This is a genomic window from Streptomyces sp. NPDC093600 (assembly GCF_044764755.1).
GTDB lineage: Bacteria > Actinomycetota > Actinomycetes > Streptomycetales > Streptomycetaceae > Streptomyces.
The window spans coordinates 66,718-85,178 of sequence record NZ_JBIWIU010000009.1 but is presented as its reverse complement, the minus strand read 5'-3'; the positions used below and the strand labels follow the sequence as shown (position 1 = coordinate 85,178).

The 18,461-nt window shown below is 72.4% G+C and carries 20 protein-coding genes; 3 read left to right on the top strand and 17 right to left on the bottom strand.

The window, feature by feature from the left end; translation table 11 throughout:
• The first annotated feature begins 36 nt into the window (after positions 1-36).
• A complete protein-coding gene (locus tag ACIRB4_RS22195; RefSeq protein ID WP_403293651.1) occupies positions 37-1,977 on the top strand; it encodes a serine/threonine-protein kinase in 1,941 nt (646 codons plus the stop codon).
• On the opposite strand, the gene ACIRB4_RS22190 is transcribed toward ACIRB4_RS22195, so the two are convergent.
• On the bottom strand, positions 1,965-2,951 hold the full coding sequence (locus tag ACIRB4_RS22190) for a LysR family transcriptional regulator (RefSeq protein ID WP_403293649.1): 987 nt from the start codon (positions 2,949-2,951) through the stop codon (positions 1,965-1,967). The two genes, ACIRB4_RS22195 and ACIRB4_RS22190, sit on opposite strands and share 13 nt — an antisense overlap.
• A 93-nt stretch (positions 2,952-3,044) precedes the next feature.
• On the opposite strand from ACIRB4_RS22190, the gene ACIRB4_RS22185 reads away from it, so the two are divergent.
• On the top strand, positions 3,045-3,875 hold the full coding sequence (locus ACIRB4_RS22185) for an oxidoreductase (RefSeq protein WP_403293647.1): 831 nt from the start codon (positions 3,045-3,047) through the stop codon (positions 3,873-3,875).
• Positions 3,876-3,957: 82 nt separating this feature from the next.
• Here ACIRB4_RS22185 and ACIRB4_RS22180 read toward each other — a convergent pair whose 3' ends face one another.
• From ACIRB4_RS22180 to ACIRB4_RS22150, 7 genes are all read right to left on the bottom strand, one after another.
• Positions 3,958-4,137, bottom strand: a complete 180-nt coding sequence (locus tag ACIRB4_RS22180; RefSeq protein WP_403294007.1) for a type II toxin-antitoxin system HicA family toxin — start codon at positions 4,135-4,137, stop codon at positions 3,958-3,960.
• A gap of 36 nt (positions 4,138-4,173) precedes the next feature.
• Positions 4,174-4,416 carry a type II toxin-antitoxin system HicB family antitoxin gene (locus ACIRB4_RS22175; protein WP_403293645.1) on the bottom strand — a complete coding sequence of 81 codons (243 nt, stop codon included), beginning with the start codon at positions 4,414-4,416 and terminating at the stop codon, positions 4,174-4,176.
• A gap of 135 nt (positions 4,417-4,551) precedes the next feature.
• The gene (locus ACIRB4_RS22170) at positions 4,552-4,824 is read right to left on the bottom strand and encodes a hypothetical protein (RefSeq protein WP_403293643.1); all 273 of its coding nucleotides are present in this window, start codon (positions 4,822-4,824) and stop codon (positions 4,552-4,554) included.
• The gene (locus ACIRB4_RS22165) at positions 4,824-5,147 is read right to left on the bottom strand and encodes a hypothetical protein (protein ID WP_403293641.1); all 324 of its coding nucleotides are present in this window, start codon (positions 5,145-5,147) and stop codon (positions 4,824-4,826) included. The genes ACIRB4_RS22170 and ACIRB4_RS22165 overlap by 1 nt, the downstream gene beginning before the upstream one ends.
• A 242-nt stretch (positions 5,148-5,389) precedes the next feature.
• Positions 5,390-5,578, bottom strand: coding sequence for a DUF397 domain-containing protein (locus ACIRB4_RS22160; RefSeq protein ID WP_403293639.1), 189 nt, complete (start codon positions 5,576-5,578; stop codon positions 5,390-5,392).
• 13 nt (positions 5,579-5,591) lie between these two features.
• Positions 5,592-6,443, bottom strand: coding sequence for a Scr1 family TA system antitoxin-like transcriptional regulator (locus ACIRB4_RS22155; RefSeq protein ID WP_403293637.1), 852 nt, complete (start codon positions 6,441-6,443; stop codon positions 5,592-5,594).
• 92 nt (positions 6,444-6,535) lie between these two features.
• Positions 6,536-7,819, bottom strand: a complete 1,284-nt coding sequence (locus ACIRB4_RS22150; RefSeq protein ID WP_356888214.1) for an adenylosuccinate synthase — start codon at positions 7,817-7,819, stop codon at positions 6,536-6,538.
• Positions 7,820-7,961: 142 nt separating this feature from the next.
• On the opposite strand from ACIRB4_RS22150, the gene ACIRB4_RS22145 reads away from it, so the two are divergent.
• Complete coding sequence (locus tag ACIRB4_RS22145; RefSeq protein ID WP_403293635.1) at positions 7,962-8,783, top strand: diacylglycerol kinase; 822 nt, start codon at positions 7,962-7,964, stop codon at positions 8,781-8,783.
• Between the two features lie 13 nt (positions 8,784-8,796).
• Here ACIRB4_RS22145 and ACIRB4_RS22140 read toward each other — a convergent pair whose 3' ends face one another.
• The 9 genes from ACIRB4_RS22140 to ACIRB4_RS22100 form a co-directional block, all read right to left on the bottom strand.
• Complete coding sequence (locus ACIRB4_RS22140) at positions 8,797-10,002, bottom strand: cytochrome P450 (protein ID WP_403293632.1); 1,206 nt, start codon at positions 10,000-10,002, stop codon at positions 8,797-8,799.
• Positions 10,003-10,048: 46 nt separating this feature from the next.
• Positions 10,049-10,708: a response regulator gene (locus ACIRB4_RS22135; protein WP_403293631.1), complete on the bottom strand. Its 660-nt coding sequence runs from the start codon at positions 10,706-10,708 to the stop codon at positions 10,049-10,051.
• Complete coding sequence (locus ACIRB4_RS22130) at positions 10,705-12,012, bottom strand: sensor histidine kinase (protein WP_403293629.1); 1,308 nt, start codon at positions 12,010-12,012, stop codon at positions 10,705-10,707. Before ACIRB4_RS22130 ends, ACIRB4_RS22135 begins: the two co-directional genes overlap by 4 nt.
• A 124-nt stretch (positions 12,013-12,136) precedes the next feature.
• Positions 12,137-13,006 (bottom strand): alpha/beta hydrolase, encoded by an 870-nt coding sequence (locus ACIRB4_RS22125; RefSeq protein WP_403293627.1) that lies wholly within the window; start codon positions 13,004-13,006, stop codon positions 12,137-12,139.
• 103 nt (positions 13,007-13,109) lie between these two features.
• A complete protein-coding gene (kynU, locus tag ACIRB4_RS22120) occupies positions 13,110-14,330 on the bottom strand; it encodes a kynureninase (protein ID WP_403293625.1) in 1,221 nt (406 codons plus the stop codon).
• A complete protein-coding gene (locus ACIRB4_RS22115) occupies positions 14,323-15,171 on the bottom strand; it encodes a tryptophan 2,3-dioxygenase (protein WP_403293624.1) in 849 nt (282 codons plus the stop codon). Before ACIRB4_RS22115 ends, kynU begins: the two co-directional genes overlap by 8 nt.
• A 109-nt stretch (positions 15,172-15,280) precedes the next feature.
• Positions 15,281-16,102 (bottom strand): DUF3152 domain-containing protein, encoded by an 822-nt coding sequence (locus ACIRB4_RS22110; RefSeq protein ID WP_403293623.1) that lies wholly within the window; start codon positions 16,100-16,102, stop codon positions 15,281-15,283.
• A 311-nt stretch (positions 16,103-16,413) separates the two neighbouring features.
• Positions 16,414-16,827, bottom strand: coding sequence for a DUF3151 domain-containing protein (locus tag ACIRB4_RS22105; protein WP_356888196.1), 414 nt, complete (start codon positions 16,825-16,827; stop codon positions 16,414-16,416).
• 132 nt (positions 16,828-16,959) lie between these two features.
• A complete protein-coding gene (locus tag ACIRB4_RS22100) occupies positions 16,960-18,450 on the bottom strand; it encodes an MFS transporter (RefSeq protein WP_403293621.1) in 1,491 nt (496 codons plus the stop codon).
• Positions 18,451-18,461 lie beyond the last annotated feature (11 nt).

Here is an 18,461-nt window from a genome sequence, read left to right as displayed (position 1 = left end):
GGAGACGGCCGGGGCCGTCTGGCATCCTCTTTCGACGTGGAGCCATTGAACGCGGAAGACCCGGTCAGCATCGGCCCGTTCCGTCTGCTCGGCCGTCTGGGGGTCGGCGGCATGGGCCGGGTGTTCCTGGCGCGTTCGGCCGGCGGGCGGACGGTCGCGGTGAAGGTCGTGCACGCGGAACTCGCCGCGCAGGAGGAGTTCCGGCGCCGGTTCGCCCGCGAGGTCGCGGCCCTGGAGCGGGTCGGCGGTACGGGGACGACTCCGGTGCTCGGCTCGGACACGGCGGCCGAACCGCCCTGGGTCGCGATCGGCTACGTCCCCGGGCCCTCGCTGCGGGAGGTCGTGGGGGAGGAGCCGGGGCCCCTGCCCGCCGCGAGCGTACGGGCGCTGGCGGCAGGGCTCGCCCGGGCGCTCACCCATGTGCACACCGCCGGGCTTGTCCACCGCGATCTCAAGCCCTCCAACGTCCTGCTCACCGTCGACGGCCCGCAGATCATCGACTTCGGCATCGCGCGCGCCGTCGACACGGTCACCGACGGCGGGCTGACCAGCACCGGCGCGGTGGTCGGGTCCCCCGGCTTCATGTCGCCCGAGCAGGTTCGCGGGGAGAAGCTCACTTCGGCCTCGGACATCTTCTCGCTCGGCTCGGTCCTCGCCTACGCGGCGACGGGCCGCGCCCCGTTCGGTACGGCGGACAGCGGCGTCCACGCCACCATGTTCCGCATCGCCCACGACGAGCCGGACCTGACCGGAATCGCGCCCGAACTCACCGGGCTCGTACGGGCCTGTCTCGCCAAGGATCCGGCCGCCCGGCCCACGGCCGCGGAGCTGGCCGAGACGATCACGGTCACCGAGCCCTGGCTCCCCGCCGACCTGCTGGCCCGCCTCGGCCGGCACGCGGCCCGGCTCCTGGAGACGGAGACGGAGACGTCGGCGGAGTCGTCGGCGGAAACGGGCACGGGAGCGGGATCGGGCGCGGCCGGGACAGGGGCCGGGTCAGGGGCTGCGATCGGGGGCGCGCTGTCCTCCGGTACCGGCTCCGCGGGCGATCCCACTCCCGTACCCGCTCCGAAGCCACCGCGCCGCCGCGCCGGTCCGGTCGTCGCCGGCGCCACCGCGCTCGCCGTCGCCGCGGCGGCCTGCCTCACGTATGTCCTCTGGCCGGACCCGGCCACCGGTGCCGACGGGCAGAAGAACCGGGCCCGGGGCGAGACCGGAGACGTCTCCGCCCGGCCGGCCGGCATCGTGCCGGCCGCGTTCCTCGGCGCCTGGGAGGGCGTGCTGCGGGGCTCGGCCGACCACCCCCGGGAGACCTCCCGGATCGAGATCGCCCAGGGCGCGGCGGGGGCGAAGAGCGTCGTCTACGTCCACGTCACCGAGGAGCGGCTGTGCATGGGGCGCTCCCGGCTGGTCTCCGCCGACGAGGACAAGGTCGTCCTCGGCGAGTCCAGCGTGACGACGAGCGCGCCCGCCCAGCGCTGTACGGCCGCCGCCCACCAGACCCTCACGCTGCGCTCGCCGGACGTCCTGGAGTGGAGCTCGGGTGCGGCGAAGGCCACGTTCCGCAAGGCGAAGGCCGGTACGGACGTCGTCCCGGCGGCGTTCGTCGGCGTCTGGAAGTCGGAACCGGACCCACTGGTGTACGGGCCGAACGCCGACCGCTACACCGACGAGGTGACCGTCACCCAGGGCCCCGTCGGCGCCCCCCTCTTCCGTATCCAGCGCGGCTTCCCCCGCCTGGACGACGAGGGGAACCCGACGGCCGACACGGTCAACTGCTCCTTCACGTCCCTGCTCGCCGGCGCCGGTACGCCGCTGATCATCGGCCCGGGGACCTCGGACCCGGACTCCTCGGACCGCGACTGCGAGCGGACCGGCCTGTCCGGATACGTGGCGGTGGACCGCTGGAAGGGCCGGGAGCGGCTGCTCCTCTACCCGATGACCGACGGGGAGCCGGGCGAGTACTACCGCCGCTGACCGTCAGGCGCCGAGGCGTACGACTGCGCGGCGGCCGTCGGCGACCGGTGACCGACCGTGCCGGTGCCGCCCGCCCCGCCGTTGGCGCCGAGCGCGGCGGCGCGGGCGTAGTCGCGGACGAGCGGGCTGGGGTCGTCCGCGCGCCAGGCGAGGGCGAAGCGGCTCGGGGTCAGGCCGTGCACGGGAAGCGTGACGACGCCGCCGCGGGTGAGCAGGGGCGCGTTGCCGGCGGCCACCAGGCAGATGCCGAGGCCGTCGACGAGCCCCTCGTACGTCTCGTCCGTACTGGCGATCTCGCCCCCGACGACCGGAGGGCGGCCGTCCCGGGCGTCGATGGCCAGCCAGTGGTCGCGCAGTTCGGGTGTGCTCGCCGGCAGGGCGAGGAAGGGTTCGTCGAGCAGCTCGGTGAAGTCGACGCTCGCCCGGCCGGCGAGCGGGTGCGTCTCGGGCAGGGCCACAAGGCGTGGCTCGGTCGCCACCACGATCCAGCGGAACCGTTCGGGAGCGGCGAGCGGCAGCCAGACGAAGGCCACGTCGCTCGTTCCGTCGGCGAGGCCGGCGGTCGGGTCCTCCCAGCCCACCTGGCGCAGTTTCAGCCGGGCGTCGGGGCGCAGCTCGGTGAAGCGGGAGCGGATGGCGGGCAGCAGCCCGCCCCGGCCGGGGCTGGTGCTCATCCCGACGACGAGCGTGGCGCTCGCGGCCTCCCCGGCGCGCCGGGCCGCCGCCCACGCCTCGTCCCAGGCGGCGAGCACCGCGCGGGCGTGCGGCAGCAGGGCCGTACCGACGGCGGTGAGCCGCACGCCGTGCCGGTCGCGGTCGAAGAGCGGCGCGCCGAGCTGCCGCTCCAGGACCCGGATCTGCTTGCTCACCGCCGGCTGGGAGACGAACAGCCGGTCGGCGGCCCGGGTGAAGTGGAGCTCCTCGGCGACGGCGACGAAGTACCGCAGCTCGCGCCCGTGCACGTCCATGGTCATGACCATGGGCTATCACGACAGGTCTTGGACGCACAACGCCTTTGCGGTGCAAGCTGGTTGAGCCATCGAGAGAACGAACGAGGGAGTACGGACATGAGCAGGGTCTGGCTGATCACGGGCGCCAACAGCGGCTTCGGGCGCGCCTTCGCCGAGGTGGCGATCGACGCCGGCGACGTCGTCGTCGCCGCCGCCCGCCGCGTCGAGACGCTGGACGACCTGGTCGCCGCCCACCCCGACCAGGTCGACGCGGTCACCCTGGACGTCACGGACGGCGCGGCGATCGACAGGGTGGTGCGGGAGGTCGCCGAGCGGCACGGCCGGATCGACGTCCTGGTGAACAACGCCGGGCGCACGCACGTCGGTTCGGTCGAGGAGACCGGCGACGCCGAGCTGCGCTCCCTCTTCGACCTGCACGTCTTCGGCCCGTGGGCCCTGACCCGCGCGGTCCTCCCCCACATGCGGGCCCGCCGCTCGGGCGCGATCGTGCAGCTCAGCAGCGTCGGCGGACAGATGTCGATGGCCGGGTTCGGCGCCTACAGCGCCACGAAGTTCGCCCTGGAGGGCATGTCGGAGGCGCTGGCCGACGAGGTGCGCCCGCTGGGCATCGACGTGCTGATCGTGGAGCCGGGCGCCTTCCGCACGAGCCTGTTCGGCAACCACACGATGAGCGGGGACGGCATCCCGGACTACGCGGCCACGGTCGGCGCGACCCGCCGCTACGTGGAGTCCGGCGGCGGCACACAGGCCGGAGACCCGGCGAAGGCGGCGAAGGCGGTCCTGTCGGCCCTGAACGCGGAGAGGACTCCGCTGCGCCTCGCACTGGGCGACGACTCGATCGACACGATCCTGGGCCACCTGGACCAGGTGCGGTCGGACGTGGAGACCTGGGAGAAGGTGGGCCGGGACACGAAGCTGGACGCGTGAGGGATCGGCACGCGTGAGGGCCCGCACCCCGACGGGGGTACGGGCCCTCAGGCGCGGGCCGGCCGGCCTGTCCGGCTGACGGTCACATGGCGTCGACGAGCTGCTCCGCGGTGACCCCGGCCTGGCGCAGTACGTTCGTGAGAGTGCCGCGTGGAACCGGATTTCGATGCGGCACGACACACACGATGCTTCCGCGCCGCATGACGGTGTGCGACCCCTTGTCTGCCCTGCGGGTGAACCCCAACCGCTCCAAGGCCTTGATGAGCCGATCGGAAGAGATCTGCGGAAAGCGGTGGCATCAGGCAGCGCTCACCGTCACGTCGACATCACCGGACCACGCGTCAGCCTGGCGGGCGGCGATCTCCGCGGCCTCCTCAGGTGACAGTTCGGCCAGGTAGAGCTCAAGGGCCTCGGCGATCATCGTCTTGGCCTCGGCGAGGTCCTTGCCCCAACTCGTCGTGCCGGTCACCGGTTCCAAGGCGTTGTAACCGCCCCCGTCGGGCGTGTAGAGGATGTGGAAGGTGAGGTGCTGTTCAGGCATGCCGGTCTCCGTCGTGGTGAGGCGATGTCCGTGAGGGAGTGTATGGGCGGCGCGACGAGAGGCGTCGCCGGTGCGGCTCCCGGGCTCCGCCGCTGAGGGGCGGGGCCCGGGACTCGTACAGGGCGCGCTACGGCGCTACAGCCTCCATCCGCTCGTGGGCCCCAGAGCGGTCTTGCGGCAGTCCGGGGTCTGGGCGCGGGGCGTGGTCACCGGCTCGCCGTCGAGGGCGAAGCAGAGCTGCGCGTGCAGCATCTCGGCCTCGCCGGGCGTGAGCCGCAGGGCGACGTCGGTGTCGAACTGGCCATCGCGCTGGAGCCAGAGCGGGATGGAGAGGCTGCCGTCGGCGTCACGGAGTACGGGCTTGCTGGGGACCCGGCTGATCCGGAGTCCGGACGTAGGAGTGCCCATCAGACGGTCCCCCCGGCCCCGACCAGCCGCCCGTGGATCACCCAGGGTCCGACATCGACCCCGTCCAGCGCCAGGGCGAGGGCGGTACGGCGGGCCCGCTGCTCGTGAGCCAGCAGGTACGGCCGCACGAGGGGTCCGCCCGGGTCCATGACGGGGGCGTCGGCGCCGGTCGCCGCGCGCGGCAGGGCGGGGACGCGGAGGGGACCGGTACGACGGACGACCAGGCACCGGCCGGTGGTCGTACGGGTGGCGCTCGCGGCGGCGGGCGGGGCGAGGAGTCGGGCGAGGGTTCGCCACAGGGCGGACCAGATACGGTGGTTCATGCTGACGCTCCTGGTAAGCGTTGGCCATGCCCCGGGGGTGCCGTTAACACCTCCGGGGCTTTTGCATGCCCGCAACCCGGCGCACTGCGCCGCCAGTTGACGAGCACTACGAGAACCGTAGCCCCGCATGCGGCTTGAGACAACATGTTGCGTCAACCAGCCGTGATCGGCATATGCCACAGAGTGAGCACACGAAAAGCCCCCCACCTGCGACCAGATGAGGGGCCCGGCAGAGGCGGCGGCTACACGAGGTCGTCGAACTCGCCCGCCTTCACGCCTTCCAGGAAGGCCCGGAGCTTCTCCCGCGAGGTCGTCACCACCACGTCCGGCTGGTCACTCTCCCTCACCAGGATGTCGCCATTGAGTGACGCGAGTTCGAGGCAGTTGCCGGTGTCCGTCGAGAACGATGCCTTACGCCACTGGATGTCCATGGGTCTCACGCCTTCATAGTTGCTGTGCCACGTCGCGGACGAAGTCCAGAGAGCGGTCCGGACTGAGAGCACGCTGCTCTATGCGATCCAGCACCGCACGGTAGTTCACGAGGTGCGTCTCCGCGTGAAGGAATGCCTGACCCGTGGGAACGTCGATCTGCACGGTGTCGAGCGCGGGGACCGGCCCATGGGCGTAGAGGGTCGAGCTTCCCGCGTGGGCGAACCCGCCGGCGGCGAACGGCACCACCCGGAGCGTGACGTTGCCCCGCTCGGACTGCTTCAGCAGGTGGTCCAACTGCGTGGCGAGTACGGTCCGATGGCCGAACCACATCCGCAGTGCGGTCTCGTGGATCACGAACGTACACTCCGGCGGCTCCGGCCGGTCGAGGACCTCACTGCGCCTGGCCCGAAAGGCGACCAGCCTCTCCAGGCTCTCCGGCGACAGGGCCGGCACCGCCTCCTGGAAGACCGCGCGGATGTAGTCCTTGTGCTGGAGAAGCCCCGGCATGTGCGTGATCTGCACGGAGCGGAGGGCGACCGCGTGGTGCTCCATCTCGGCGAGGTCGAGCAGCGCCGGGCTAAGGGAAGCCCGGTACTCGTCCCACCAGTACGTGCCGCGCTCCCTGGCCATCTCCGCGAGGGCGTCGACGTACCGAGCGTCGGGGCAGGAGTAGTTGGCGGCCCACACCCGCACGCGGTCACTGCTGACACCGGACCGCGCGGACTCGGTGTTGCTGACCGTGGTCCGGTCGGTGCGGTGCAACACGGCGGCTTCGTTGATCGACAGGCCCACATGCTCCCGCATCTTGCGAAGCTCCGCGCCCAGCCGGCGCTGACGCTCCGTCGGCGGCTTCCTCGCAGCCATCGCCTCCCCCTTCCGTACCCTCGGAGGAACCGTAGCGGTGCACGGAAGCCGGTGAGGAGACCCCACCGGCTTCCGTGGTCACCCGCCACCCGTCAGAGGAACGAGTTGATCTCGATCGTCTCGGTGCGGCCCGGGCCGACTCCGATCGCGGAGATCGGCGCGCCCGACATCTCCTCCAGGGCCTTCACGTACGCCTGCGCGTTCTTCGGCAGGTCCGCGAAGGTCTGGGCCTTGGAGATGTCCTCGGTCCAGCCCGGCAGCATCTCGTAGATCGGCTTCGCGTGGTGGAAGTCCGTCTGCGAGTACGGCAGCTCCTCGACGCGCTTGCCGTCGATCTCGTACGCGACGCAGACCGGGATCTGCTCCCAGCCCGTCAGCACGTCGAGCTTGGTGAGGAAGAAGTCGGTCAGGCCGTTGACGCGGGTGGCGTACCGGGCGATGACCGCGTCGAACCAGCCGCAGCGGCGGTCACGGCCGGTGGTGACACCGCGCTCGCCGCCGATGCGGCGCAGCGCCTCGCCGTCCTCGTCGAACAGCTCCGTCGGGAACGGACCGGCGCCGACGCGGGTCGTGTACGCCTTGAGGATGCCGATGACCCGGCTGATCTTCGTCGGGCCCACGCCGGCGCCGGTGCAGGCGCCGCCCGCGGTCGGGTTCGAGGAGGTGACGAACGGGTACGTGCCGTGGTCGACGTCCAGGAGCGTGCCCTGGCCGCCCTCGAAGAGCACGACCTTGTCGTCGTCCAGCGCCTGGTTCAGGATCAGCGTGGTGTCGGCGACGAAGGGCTTGATCTGCTCCGCGTACTGGAGCATCTCCTCGACGATCTGCGCGGCGTCGATCGCGCGACGGTTGTAGAGCTTGGCGAGGAGCTGGTTCTTGCCCTCCAGCGCCGCCTCGACCTTCTGGGTCAGGATCGACTCGTCGTAGAGGTCCTGGACCCGGATGCCGACGCGGTTGATCTTGTCGGCGTAGGTCGGGCCGATGCCCCGACCGGTGGTGCCGATCTTGCGCTTCCCGAGGAACCGTTCCGTCACCTTGTCGAGGGTGACGTTGTACGGCGTGATGAGATGCGCGTTTCCGCTGATGAGGAGCTTGGACGTGTCGACGCCGCGCTCGTTCAGCCCGCTCAGCTCGGAGAGCAGGACCGCCGGGTCGACGACGACACCGTTTCCGATCACCGGGGTGCACCCCGGGGAGAGGATTCCGGAAGGGAGAAGATGCAGCGCGTACTTCTGGTCGCCTACGACGACCGTGTGGCCGGCATTGTTGCCGCCCTGGTAGCGCACCACATAGTCAACGGATCCACCGAGGAGGTCGGTGGCCTTTCCCTTGCCCTCGTCACCCCACTGAGCACCGAGCAGCACAAGTGCGGGCACAGGCGTACACCCCTTCCGGGCGGGGCATGTCAAGGTCAGCGGGCTTCCGCCGCCTCACCGGTGTGCCCCGGAATAGACGAAGCCCCTGGCGCAATAGCGCAAGGGGCTCTTGCACAAAGATGCTACCCGAGGAAGGACCGAGGTGTCGGCTCACGACCAGCTGCTGGTGGTCATCGACCCGGTCGCCCGCCGAAGTGACGGCGAGTCCGTACGGATCGCGAAAGATGTGCTGTGTGCGGGAGCGGAAGCGAAGATCTGCCTGCCGGACACCCCGGAAGAATTCTTCCGGGCCCTGGCGCGGCGGGGTTCGCGCCGCCCTGTGGTGATAGGGGACGACCGTGCGCTGCTACGTACCGTGACGTTTCTGCACCGGGAGCGTGACCTCGCGGACGGGATGCTCGCCCTCGTTCCGATCGGTGCTCCCGGTTCCCTCGAAGTGACGCACGCCCTCGGCGTGCCGCAGAGCGCGGTGGCGGCGGCCCGCGCGGTCCTGGACGGGGCCGTACGCCGCCTCGACCTGCTCGTCGACGACAGCGACGGGGTCGTCCTCGGTGACCTGGACGTGCCCGCCGTGCCGGGCGACTCCCTGGCCTTCGCCCCGCCGTCCGTGTGGGGCACCTGCCGCTCCCTGGTCCGCACGCTGGTGCGCCCGTCCCCCGCGCAGCTGGTGGTGCGCACCCACCGGCTGCGGGTGGAGGCGGACGGCGTCCTGCTCAGCGACGTGGACGCGCCGGTGGAGGGGGTGACGGTCCGCTCGCTGGGCGGAGTGGCGGATGTCACGGTGCGCCCGCCGTCCGGGCCCGCCGTCCACGCGAGCGCCCGCACCCTCACCGTCTCCGGTCCGGACTTCCGCTACCGGGCCGATTCCGTGGTGTCGGGCCCGGTGCGCCGCCGGACCTGGGCGGTCCGCCCGGAGGCGTGGGGCCTGGTGCTGCCGAAGGCGCCGACTCACGCCGGGGCCTGATCCCCCGCCGGGCTCAGACTTCCACCAGGAGCTCGTGGAACCCCCGGATCACGTACCCCGGCTTCCAGCGCGGCTCCGCCGCCGCCCGAAGCCGTGGTGCCCGGCGCAGCAGCTCCGCGAAGACCGCCGTCAGCTCCAGTCGTGCCAGCGGGGCGCCCAGGCAGTAGTGGATGCCCGCGCCGAAGGTGATGTGCGGATTGTCGGCCCGGCGCAGGTCCAGTGCGTCGGCCGTGGCGCCGAAGCGCGCCGGGTCGCGGTTGGCCGAGCCGAAGAGGAGGGCGACCTCCGAGCCGCGCGGGATCACCTGGCCGCCGATCTCGATGTCGTCGAGGACCCAGCGCTCGAACATCTGCAGCGGGGTGTCGTACCGCAGCAGTTCTTCCACAGCTGTGGACAACATTTCCTCGGGCTCGGCCCGCAGCGCCGCCAGCTGCTCCGGGTGCCGCAGCAGCGTCCACCAGCCGTTCACGGTCGTGTTGACCGTCGCCTCGTGCCCGGCGTTGAGCAGCAGCACGCACGTGGAGACCATCTCCTGTTCGGTGAGCTCCTCCACCGCCACCAGACCCGAGATCAGGTCGTCGCCGGGCTCCTTCCGCCGCCGGGCGATCAGCTCCCGCAGATACGCCGAGAACTCGAGCGACGCCCGCACCGCCCGCCGCGCCGTCTCCTCCGACGGGTTCAGCTCGAACATCCCGCAGATGTCGGCCGACCAGGGCCGCAGCCGGCCGCGCTCCTCGTCGTCGTCCGGGATGCCCAGCATCTCCGCGATCACGGCCACCGGCAACGGCTCGGCCACCTCCGCGAGCAGGTCACCGCCGCCCCGGTCCACCAGGCCGCCGACCAGCGCGGCCGCCAGCCGCCGTACCGTCGGCTCCAGACGCTCCACCGTCCTCGGCGTGAACGCCTTCGACACCAGCCGCCGGATCCTCGTGTGGTCCGGGGCCTCCAGGTCGAGCAGACCGTGGTCGTTCAGGGTGTGGAACGGCTCGTGCGCCGCCGGCGGCGCCTGGCGGCCGAACTCCTCGTGCGTGAAGCGGTGCGTGTACGTACGGCCCAGGCGCCGGTCCCGCAGCAGCGCCGACACGTCCTCGTGGTGCGGGATCAGCCACTGCCGGGTCGGCGCGTACCAGTGCGCGCGGCCCCGGGCCCGCAGCTCGGCGTAGGCGGGGTACGGGTCGGCGACGAAGGCGGGGGACCAGGGGTCGAAGGCAGCGTCCATGGACGGACGCTACCCGCGTCACCCGCCGGCCCGCACCAGTCCCGCGTCACCCGCCGACCCGCACCAGTCCCGCCTCGTACGCGAAGACCGCCGCCTGCGTACGGTCCCGCAGCCCCAGCTTCACCAGGATCCGGCTCACATGCGTCTTGATCGTCGACTCGGCCACCACCAGATGGTCCGCGATCTCGGCGTTCGACAGGCCCTGGGCGATCAGCACCAGGACCTCCGTCTCCCGCTCGGTCAACTCCCCGACCTGCGACAACGGCGGCTGCCTGGGCGTCTCGGCCGCCTTCGCGAACTCCGTGATCAGCCGTTTCGTGACGGTCGGCGCCAGCAGCGCCTCGCCGGCCGCCACCACCCGTACCCCGTCGGCCAGCTGCCGTGCCGACGCGTCCTTCAGCAGGAAGCCCGAGGCTCCGGCGCGCAGCGCCTGGTACACGTACTCGTCGAGGTCGAAGGTCGTCAGGACCAGCACCTTCGCGTCCGCGTCCGCCGCCACGATCTCGCGGGTCGCCTCGATGCCGTTCAGCTCCGGCATCCGGATGTCCATCAGGACCACGTCCGGGCGCAGGGCCGCCACCTGCGCGATCGCCTCCCGGCCGTTGACGGCCTCACCGACGACCTCGATGTCCGGCATGGCGCCGAGCAGCACCGAGAAGCCCTCGCGGACCATCATCTGGTCGTCGACGATCAGTACGCGGATCACTGTTCGGTTCCCTCTCGCGTCACGGGGATGAACGCCGTCACCTCGTAGCCGCCGTCCTCGGTCGGCTCGGCCGTCATCTCGCCGCTCAGCATGGTCACACGCTCCCGCATGCCGGTGATGCCGTGGCCTGCACCCGGCGAGGCTTTCACCAGGCCGCGCGCCGGGCCGTTGACGATGCGCAGACCGAGCCCGCCGAGGACATAGCTGACCTCGACCTTCGCCGCCGCGCCGGGCGCGTGCCGCAGGACGTTGCTCAGCGCCTCCTGGATGATCCGGTACGCCGAGAGCTCGACGCCCTGCGGAAGCTCCCGCACCGCGCCCGTAACCGTCTTCTCGACGTCGAGCCCGGCGTCGCGGACGTTGGCGACCAGCCCTTCCAGGTCGGCGAGGGTGGGCTGCGGGGCGTCGGGGGCCTCGTAGTCCTCCGCCCGTACGACTCCGAGGACGCGCCGCAGCTCCGTGAGGGCCGCGACGGCGTTCTCGCGGATGGTGACGAACGCCTGCTCCAGCTCCGGCGGCGGGTTCTCCACCCGGTAGGGGGCGGCCTCGGCCTGGATGGCGACCACCGACATGTGGTGGGCGACGACGTCGTGCAGCTCGCGGGCGATGGTGGTGCGCTCCTCCAGGAGCGTGCGGCGGGAGCGCTCGTGGGCCGTCACGGTCTGCTGGGCGGTGACCTGCTCCTCGGCCTGGCGGCGGACCTGGAGAACGGTCACGACGAGCAGGGCGAGCGCGGCGAAGAAGAGGAGCTGCGGTGCGTCGGTGCTGTAGCCGATCCCGAGGAAGAACTCGGCGAAGACCGCGTACCCGCAGGTCAGCACCCACATCCAGGCCGCGGTGCGGGGCCGGGTGCGGGCGGCGACCACCGTCAGGACGACGACGTGCGCGGCGAAGGAGTTCGGCGCCCAGGGCCAGCCGTCGCCGGACTCGCCCATGTACGCGAGGAAGGGCGTGGAGGCGAGCGAGGCCCAGAAGGCGAGGACCGGGCGGACCAGGGTGAGCAGCACGATCACCGCGGGCAGGAAGGCGTACACCACCATCAGCGGAGGCGCGGACCCGTCGGCGACCGCCGCGCCGATCAGGAAGACGAAGAAGGCGCAGACGGCCACGGCGGCGTGCGGGGCCCACGCCATCCGGCCCCGTATCCGCTCCGGAAGCCGCCGGAGCAGCCGTCCGTCCGGCGGCGACGGCAGCAGCGGCCGGTAGGCGAAGGCGTTGTGGAAGAGGTCCTTGCGCAGCCCGCCGAGTGCGCCCTGGGCCAGGCGGAACTCGGGGCTGCGGCTCGTTTCACGGGTCTCGGTCACGCGTCAACGGTAGGCGGGCCCGGGTGACCCGGTCGTCACCAGGAATGGGGATCCTTCCGCGTCATTCCTGAGTACTACCGGCCTCCTCCGCGCCCTGCCCCGGCGGGGGCCGAGCCGGGTGATTTCAGAAGGCGAGCTGGGCGATCTCCTCCGCCACCACCGCGCACGCGTCCGCCGCCGGGTCGATCAGCGGGAAGTGACCGACGTCCTGGAGGAGCGTGAAGCCGACCATCTCCCCTGCCTTCGCCGCCGCCTCCACATAGGCCTCGGCGACGGCCTGCGGGACGACGATGTCGTCCCGGCCCTGGACGACCGTGGTCGCAATCCCGGTCGGCAGCAGCAGCGCGGGGTCGGTGTACCGCGCCCGCACGTCGAACTCTCCCTGTCCGCCGAGGAGTTGGGTCACCGCGTCGCCGCACACGCCGAGCTCCACCGCCCGGTCGAAGTGGGCGATGGGGGCCAGGGCCACCACCCCGCGCAGCGCGGGCGGCGCGGGCAGCCGCCAGGGCGAGTCCGCCGGGACGACGTGCCGGGCGGCCGCCCACAGGGCCAGGTGGCCGCCCGCGGAGTGGCCGGTGAGCACGATCCGCCGTGCGTCGGCCTGCGGCAGGTGCTCCTCGGCCAGCGCGGGTACGGCGTCCAGGGCGGCGGCCACGTCGTGGAACGTCTCGGGCCAGCGCCCGGCGACCGGTGCCGTACCGCCCTGCCGGGGGATGTCGCTGCCGCGCCGGTACTCGACGTTGGCGACGGCGAAGCCGCGGCGGGCCAGGAAGTCCACGAAAGGGGTCAGGTGTCTCCGGTCGTACGGTGCCCGCCAGGCGCCGCCGTGCAGCGCGACGACGAGCGGGGCCCGCAGCCGGCCGTCGCGCGGGGCGTAGAAGTCGACGACCTGGTCGGGGTGTTCGCCGTACGGAGCGGAGGCGTCCGGGGCGACGGCCGGGTGCGAGAAGGCCGATGCCTCTTCGGCGGCGTCGCGCGCGGCGGGGTCCGGCATGCTGTTCCAACCTCTCGGTGTCGGGGCCGAATTGGCCTGACCTGCGGGGACGGTACCAGGAGTACGGCCCCCGCAGATCAAGCGATCATCCGACCTTCCGGCCTCAGGAGGCGGGCACGTCCCCGAGAACGTCCGCGAGGACGCGCGCGGCCCGCTCGGTGTCGGCGAAGCCGACGTACAGCGGTGTGAAACCGAACCGCAGCACGTCCGGGCGGCGCAGATCGCCGACCACTCCGCGCCGGATCAACTCCGCCATGACGGCGGGCGCTTCGGCACAGCTCAGGGCCGTCTGGCTGCCGCGCTCACCGTGCGGCTCGGGGGTCAGCGACGTGACCCGGCCGGCCGGGACGTACTCCCGTACGCACTCCATGAAGAAGTCCGTCAGGGCGAGGGACTTCTCCCTGACGTCCTCGATCGCGACACCGTCCCACACGTCCAGCGCCGCTTCGAGCGCCATCAGGGAGAGGATGTCCGGGGTGCCGACGCGGCCGCGGAGCGCGCCCGCCGCCGCCTCGTAGCCCGGTGTCATCCCGAACGGGTCGGCGTGCGAGTTCCAGCCGGGAAGCGGGGAATCGAAGGCGGCCTGGTGCCGCTCGGCGACGTACAGGTACGCGGGCGAACCGGGGCCGCCGTTCAGGTACTTGTAGGTGCAGCCGACGGCCAGGTCGACTCCGTGCTCGTCCAGGCCGACCGGCAGGGCGCCCGCGCTGTGGCACAGGTCCCACACGGCGAGCGCGCCCGCCGCGTGCAGCGCGGCGGTGATGCCGGGCAGGTCGTGCAGCCGGCCGGTGCGGTAGTCGACGTGGTTGACGAGCGCGGCGGCGGTGCGCGGGCCGACGGCGCCGGGGACGTCGGCGGGTGCGACCGGCACGATCCGGTGACCGGTCATCCGGGCCGCGGACTGGGCGATGTACCCGTCGGTGGGGAAGGTGGTCGCGTCGACGAGGATCTCGTCCCGGCCCTCACCGGCGAGCCGGGCGGCTCCGACGACGGCCTTGAAGACGTTCACGCTGGTCGAGTCGGAGACCACGACCTGGCCGGGGGCGGCGCCGACGAGCGGGGCGATCCGGTCGCCGATCCGCTCGGGCGCGGTCCACCAGCCGCTCTCGTCCCAGGACCGGATGCGCAGCTCGCCCCACTCGCGGGTGATGACGTCGGCCATCCGGGCGGGGACGTGGGCGGGCAGGGCGCCGAGCGAGTTCCCGTCGAGGTAGGTCACCTCGTCGAGGGCGAACTTCTCGCGCAGCTTGCCGAGTCCGTCGTGGGCGTCCAGGCGCAGCGCCTTCTCGCGCAAGGTCTCCCGGGTCTCCAGGGGCTCAGACATGGCTGCGCGCCGTCCACAGCTCGGGGAACACGTTCTTCTGCGCCCGCTTCTCCAGCCAGGCCACGCCCGCCGAACCGCCCGTGCCCGTCTTGGAGCCCATGGCCCGGCGGGTGGCGACCAGGTGGTCGTTGCGCCAGCGCCAGACCAGCTCGGCGACATCGCTCAACGCCTCGCCCAGACGGACCAGTTCGCCGTTCTGGTCGGGCTCGGCGTAGATCCCGGCCCAGACCTGCTCGACCTCGGGCGAGGGCTCGTACTTCTTGGCGAGGTCGCGGTCGAGGGCGGCGGCCGGCACCGGCAGCCCGCGCCGGGCGAGCAGCCTGAGCACCTCGTCGTAGAGGCTGGGCTCCTGGAGCGCCTTCTCCAGCTCCGCGTGGACGCGGGGCGCGCCGCGGTGCGGCACCAGCATCGACGCGGACTTCTCGCCGAGCAGGAACTCCATCCGCCGGTACATCGCCGACTGGAAGCCGGATCCCTCGCCGAGGGCGCCGCGGTAGGAGTTGAACTGCGCCGGGGTGAGCTGGGCGAGCGGCCGCCAGGAGTGGTTCAGCGCCTCCAGCTCGCGCACGGACCGCTTGAGCGCGTCCATCGCGACGGGTATGCGGTCCTCGCGCAGCGCGCGGCTCGCGGTGTCCCACTCGTGGACGATGACGGTGAACCACAGCTCCATGACCTGGGTGGTGACCAGGAAGACCATCTCGCCCGGATCGTCGGAGCGCAGATGCTGGAGGTGGGTGAGAACGTCCGCCTGGACATAGTCCTCGTACGGCGTCGTGCCCGCGAAGTCGAGGTTCGGGTCATCGACCGAACCGGCTCCGGAGGCATCGGGGAAGGTGGACATTTCTGTCTCCTCGATACGTACTACCGGGTAGCGGTCCGCTCCTTCCGTGTGGCAGTGGAGCCCCGGTCCCCTCGGGTCCGCGCGCTGCGGGCACGCGGTCCCATGCGCATCATGACACGATCGGACCGGTGATGTAGGTGCCGTCTTCGTCATACGGAAAAGCGTTCGAACGGCAGCCGTCGAGTCCCTTGATCTGCTGCATCATCACGGGCGCGAGCCGCCCCGGCCCGGGACATCCCATGTGCTGCCGGATCCCGATCTCATGGCCGACCTCGTGGTTGATGATCAGATGCCGGTACTCGGAGGGCGGCCCGGCGAACTGCGGCGAGCCCAGCATCCAGCGCCTGAGGTTCACCACGACGCCGGTGGTCGTCTCGCAGTTCAGCTCGCCGCGGGTGTCGAGTCCGTTGGCGAGGCAGAGCCGGTCGGCGGTGGCGGGTGTGGCGATCCGGATGACGAAGTCGGCGTTCTCCGCGACCAGTTGGAACCGGCCACGGCCGTGCGCCGCCCAGCCGCGCGGGTGGGCGAGGATCTGCTGGATCTCGGCGGCGGCCTCGCGGGCGGAGAGGTCGATGCCGTCCTCGACCTGGACGCGGTAGCGGCGCAGCGAACCACCGGTGCCGACGGGGTCGCCGCTGGACCGGGCGGTGGTGAAGGTGCCCGCGCCGGAGGCGGGGACCGTCGTCCTCTTCGGCGTGGGCTTCGTGCTCGGCTTGGGCTTGGACGGGGGTCTGGGGGGAGGCGTCGGCGTGGGCTTCGGCTTCGGCGGGATGGCTCGCGGGGCGGTCGTCTCGCCGGTCGTCTCGCTGGCCGGCTCCGGTGGCCCGGCGGCGGTGGCGGCGTCCCCGCCGCCGTGGAAGTGGGCGAGGGCGGCGCCGCCGCCGAGGGAGAGCACGACCAGACCGAGCGCGAGGAAGAGCAGCCGCGCCACCGGACGCCGTCCGGACCGCCCCCGGCCGCGTCCGCGGCTCGGCGCTCGTCGTCGTCCTGTGGGTGCGGCGGCACGCTTGCCCAAGACAGACTTCTCCCCTGCGTCGGCCGGATGGGGGGAGAGGGTGGGGCCTCTGTGCCGGCGGATCGGTACAACGGTCCGGAGGATCGTAACCGTCCTTTCGAACGGCTCTCGAACGCTCGCGGAACTATGACCGGTTTCCTCCGGCACGCCGGGGGGTGGGGGGGCGGGCGGCCCGAGGGCCGGGGTGCGACCCCGGGGGCGGGGCCCGCCCCCGGGGTCACCGCGCCTCAGCCGAGGGTGTCGGCCGCCGTCTGGGAGGAGTCGCGCAGGAACGTCGAGCAGCGCTCGTACTCGTCCTTCTCACCGATCTCGCCGGCCGCCCGCGCCAGCGCGTGCAGCGCCCGCAGGAAGCCCCGGTTCGGCTCGTGCTCCCACGGGACCGGGCCGTGGCCCTTCCAGCCGCTGCGGCGCAGCGCGTCCAGGCCGCGGTGGTACCCGGTACGGGCGTAGGCGTACGACTCGATGACCCGGCCGCCCTCGTACGCCTCGTCGGCGAGCTGGGCCCAGGCCAGCGAGGAGGTCGGGTACTTCGCGGCGACGTCCGCCGGTGCCGTGCCGTTCGCGAGCAGCTCGCGCGGCTCGGGATCGTCGGGCAGGTGGGTGGGGGGAGGTCCCCCCAGCAGGTTCTCGTGGATGGCCATGGCCCCAGTCTGCCTCAGCGCCCCACCGCACCGGCCCCCGGAGCCCTCCCGTTCATCCCGGCTTCACCGGCCCCCTGAGTCTTCCGTCGATTCCGCCTCACCGCCCTCCGGAGCCCTCACCCTCGTCCCCGCTCACCGCCCTCCGGAGCCCTCACCCTCGTCCCCGCCTCGCCGACCCGCGGACCCCTCCTGCCCGCCCGGGTCGAGCGGTGGCGAGGTCACTCCGCAGTGGACGCGGCATCCGGGGTGGCATTCCGCGGCCGCGGCCGGCGCCCGGACCGTCGCCCACGCCAGTACCGCACCGGCCACCAGGAGCCCCGCGCACATCGGCATCGCCCGCCGGAACGTCTCCCCGAACTCGGCCGCCGACCGGTACGCCTCCGGGCCCATTCCCGCCAGCATCGGCAGGGCCGCCACCGCCAGCATCCCCGCCGCCCGCGCCGCCGCGTTGTTGATCCCGCTCGCCAGGCCCGCCCGGGAGACCTCCACGGACGACAGCACGGTCGCGGTCAGCGGCGCCACCAGGACGGTCATGCCCAGGCCGAGCACGAACAGCGCCGGCAGCGCGTCACGTACGTACGAGGCGTCCTCCCCCACCCGCAGCATCAGCAGCATCCCGGCCGCGCACAGCAGCGGGCCCACGGTCAGCGGGATCCGCGCCCCGATCCGCTCCCCCAGCTCACCGGCCTTCGCCGACAGCAGCAGCATGAGCACCGTCGTCGGCAGCAGGGCCGTACCCGCGCCGAGCGCGCTGTACCCCGACACCACCTGGAGCTGGAGCGCGGCGAGGAAGAAGAAACCGCCGAACGCCGCGTACACGCACAGCGTCACCAGGTTGACCGCGGTGAACTGGCGGGAGGCGAAGATCGAGGGCGGCACCATCGGCTCGGCCCGTTGCCGCTCCACCACCACGAACGCGGCACCGGCCACGACACCGAGCGCGCCGGGCCACCACGCCTCCACGATCAGGGCGTAGGTGAGCAGCGCGAGCGCACCGGCGCCGAGGGCGGCACCGGTCATGTCGAACCGGCCGTGGGCACTCTCGTCGCGCGACTCGGGCACGTGCCGCAACGCCACCGGCACGCACAGCGCCGCCAGCGGCACGTTGATCAGGAAGACCCACCGCCAGCCGGGCCCGTCGACCATCCAGCCGCCGACGAACGGACCGATCGCCGCCCCCACACCGCCGAACCCCGACCACAGCCCCACCGCCCGCGCCCGGTCGTCCGGGTGGAAGGTCGCCTGGATCAGCGCGAGGGACCCGGGGGTGAGCAGGGCTCCGCCGACGCCCTGGAGGGCGCGGGCGGCGACCAGCACGCCCGCGTTCGGGGCGAGCCCGCACAGCAGCGAGGCGGCCGCGAACCACACCACGCCGACGACGAAGACCTTCCGCCGGCCGTAGCGGTCGCCGAGGGCCCCGCCCAGCAGGATCAGTCCGGCGAGCGTGAGCATGTAGGCGTTGACGGTCCACTGAAGGGCCGCCATGTCGGTGTCGAACTCCCGGCCGATGTGGGGCAGGGCGATGTTGACGACGGTGGAGTCGAGGAGCGCCATCCCCGAGCCGAGGACGGTGGTGAGCACGATCCACCGACCGGTCCCCGAGGCGAGCCTGATGTCCTCCATGCCTGCATGCT